Source organism: Vreelandella nigrificans (genome assembly GCF_002374315.1).
Taxonomy (GTDB): Bacteria; Pseudomonadota; Gammaproteobacteria; order Pseudomonadales; family Halomonadaceae; genus Vreelandella; species Vreelandella nigrificans.
The window spans coordinates 1-517 of record NZ_NWUX01000083.1; the positions used below are offsets into that span (position 1 = coordinate 1).

Annotated in this window: 1 protein-coding gene; it reads right to left on the reverse strand. The window is 62.7% G+C overall.

Annotated features, from left to right (window positions below; all coding sequences use genetic code 11):
- A partial coding sequence (locus CPA45_RS22590; protein ID WP_133066830.1) for a four-carbon acid sugar kinase family protein occupies positions 1–517 on the reverse strand: 517 nt, incomplete at both ends.

The window sequence follows — 517 nt, forward strand, 5'->3', positions numbered from 1 at the left end:
AGTACCGGGACGTTGCTGGATAAGCGCTCCAGGGCAAAGGCCAGCGCCTGCTCCCACTGCTTGTCCCCGTCTGCCAGGGATAAGGGATCCAGGGCAAAGCCACCATCGGGGTGCTTGGCCAGAAAATCCGCCACTTGGGCCAGCGTCGCCCGGGAGCAACTGCCGGAGAGCACCATCGCACCGCCTGAAGCGGGCGATAAACGGCCCGGCTCTGAAATCGTGGCTAACCAGCCCTGGGCGCGGTACTGGGCGGGCAGGGCCTGCCCTAAACCGGAACCACCAGTGACTAAAGGCATCAACACCGTGGCTTCGGCCAATACGTCCAGATCCTGCTCGTCCAGGGCATCACAAATCACATGGCGGACGCCTTGCTCTGCCAGTGCAGATAAATGAGCACGGGTTGCATCCGCCCCCTGGGTTAGCACAGCGTGATTGGCCAGACCGACTGGGTGTGGTGTTTGGCGAGAGAGTACCCGCACCAGGTCGGCATCGGTCATCGGCGTCAACGGGTGATGCT